The organism is Pseudomonas sp. NPDC089554 (genome assembly GCF_050280645.1).
Lineage (GTDB): Bacteria > Pseudomonadota > Gammaproteobacteria > Pseudomonadales > Pseudomonadaceae > Aquipseudomonas.
This window is the reverse complement of sequence record NZ_JBNNVR010000193.1, coordinates 1-1,819: the sequence shown is the minus strand read 5'-3', so window position 1 is coordinate 1,819 and position 1,819 is coordinate 1. Positions and strand designations below refer to the sequence as shown.

Sequence of the window (1,819 nt, the reverse complement as noted above, 5' to 3'; positions counted from 1 at the left end):
TCGGCGATATGGGTGCGGCTGGCGTCGCACACATGCACCAGGTGCAGTTCGGCGTTGCATTGCAAGGCCAGGGCGCGGGCGCTGTGGATCACCTGCGCGCGAAGGCAGCGTGGAATGGGAAGGTAAGCCGATCACCACGCTCAAGCCCCAGCAACGGGTGCACGCCGGCATCGCCTACGTCCCCCAGGGCCGCGAAATCTTCCCGCGCCTCACCGTCGAGGAAAACCTGCTGATGGGCCTGTCGCGCTTCCCCGCCCGCGAGGCTCGCGAAGTACCGGCCTTCATCTACGAGCTGTTCCCGGTGCTCGAGCAAATGAAGCAGCGCCGTGGCGGCGACCTGTCCGGCGGCCAGCAACAACAGCTGGCCATCGGCCGCGCCCTGGCCAGCCGCCCGCGTCTGCTGATTCTCGACGAGCCCACCGAGGGCATCCAGCCGTCGGTCATCAAGGAAATCGGCGCGGTGATCCGCAAACTGGCCAACCGCGGCGACATGGCCATTCTGCTGGTGGAGCAGTTCTACGACTTCGCCGAGGAGCTGGCCGACCAGTACCTGGTGATGGCCCGCGGCGAGATCGTCCAGCGTGGCCGTGGCGAAAACATGCAAGCCGAGGGTGTGCGCGGCCTGGTTACCATTTAATCTGCGCGAAACCTTCTGCGAGACGCTGTCATGAGTTACCTGATCCGCGATGCCCTGCCCGACGACGTGCCCGGCATCCTCGATATCTACAACGACGCCGTGCGCAACACCACGGCGATCTGGAACGAAACCCCGGTGGACCTGGCCAACCGCCAGGCCTGGTTCGCGGCCCGCGCCGAGCAGGGCTACCCGATCCTGGTAGCGGTGGATGACAGCGGTGTGCTGGGCTATGCCTCGTTCGGCGACTGGCGCCCGTTCGAGGGTTTTCGTCATACCGTGGAGCACTCGGTGTACATCCGCGACGACCAGCGCGGCAAGGGCCTGGGGCCGGTGCTGATGCAAGCGTTGGTGGTGCGGGCGCGGGCATGCGACAAGCACGTGATGGTGGCGGCGATCGAAAGCGGTAACGCCGCCTCCATTCGCCTGCACGAACGGCTGGGTTTCACCATCACCGGGCAGATGCCGCAGGTGGGGGTGAAGTTCGGGCGTTGGCTGGACCTTACTTTCATGCAACTGCTGCTCGATGACGACGCACTGCCACCGGCAAGGAGCTGACCCCAATGAACGCCGCCCACCTGCAACGCGTGACCCACGAAAGCCTGGCTTACTACCGCGATGGCCTGGTCACGTTGCTGTTGGATGCGGTGCGCAACGGCGCTTCCGTGGGCTTTCTCGACGATATCGACGAGGCCCAGGCGGCACAATATTTCGATGAGGTGAAGGCGCGGCTAGCCAGCGGCGAGCTGCTGCTGTGGGTGGTGGCCCAGGGGCAGGAGGTGCTGGCCAGCGTGCAGCTGGGGTTGTGCCTGAAGCCCAATGGGTTGAATCGTGCCGAGGTGCAGAAACTGCTGGTACACAGCCGGGCGCGGCGGCGGGGGCTGGGGCAGCAGTTGATGAAGGCGCTGGAGCAGGCGGCGCGCCCGCTGCGGCGGGGCATGCTGTACCTGGACACCGAGGCGGGGTCGGAGGCGGAGGCGTTCTATCGGGCGTTGGGGTACGCCAAGGCAGGGGAGATTCCCGACTATGCCTGTGGGCCCAGTGGGGTGTATCGGGCTACGGCGCTGTACTACAAGGTGTTGGCTAGCGCTTGAGACTACTGGTGTATGGTCAGTGGGCAGTTGCCACCTTGGGCTGCCGCCAGATCGATGACCACCGAGCCGGGTTTCATCTGCGCGACGGTTT

The 1,819-nt window shown here is 65.5% G+C and carries 2 protein-coding genes and 3 pseudogenes; 3 read left to right on the top strand and 2 right to left on the bottom strand.

Annotation, left to right across the window (positions count from 1 at the left end; translation table 11 throughout):
- Positions 1-104, bottom strand: a pseudogene (locus ACQKPE_RS26435) (universal stress protein); the annotation flags it as partial.
- On the opposite strand from ACQKPE_RS26435, the pseudogene ACQKPE_RS26430 reads away from it, so the two are divergent.
- The 3 genes and pseudogenes from ACQKPE_RS26430 to ACQKPE_RS26420 all read left to right on the top strand — a co-directional run.
- Positions 92-637, top strand: a pseudogene (locus tag ACQKPE_RS26430) (ATP-binding cassette domain-containing protein); the annotation flags it as partial. The pseudogenes ACQKPE_RS26435 and ACQKPE_RS26430 sit on opposite strands and share 13 nt — an antisense overlap.
- A gap of 30 nt (positions 638-667) precedes the next feature.
- Complete coding sequence (locus ACQKPE_RS26425; RefSeq protein WP_427669637.1) at positions 668-1,192, top strand: N-acetyltransferase family protein; 525 nt, start codon at positions 668-670, stop codon at positions 1,190-1,192.
- A gap of 5 nt (positions 1,193-1,197) precedes the next feature.
- Complete coding sequence (locus tag ACQKPE_RS26420) at positions 1,198-1,728, top strand: GNAT family N-acetyltransferase (RefSeq protein ID WP_427669636.1); 531 nt, start codon at positions 1,198-1,200, stop codon at positions 1,726-1,728.
- Positions 1,729-1,742: 14 nt separating this feature from the next.
- Here ACQKPE_RS26420 and ACQKPE_RS26415 read toward each other — a convergent pair.
- A pseudogene (locus tag ACQKPE_RS26415) lies at positions 1,743-1,819 on the bottom strand (hypothetical protein); the annotation flags it as partial.

Excerpts from the sequence above, each read along its gene's own strand:
- ACQKPE_RS26425 (WP_427669637.1), top strand. The coding sequence starts at position 668 with ATGAGTTACCTGATCCGCGATGCCCTGCCCGACGACGTGCCCGGCATC.
- ACQKPE_RS26420 (WP_427669636.1), top strand. The coding sequence starts at position 1,198 with ATGAACGCCGCCCACCTGCAACGCGTGACCCACGAAAGCCTGGCTTAC.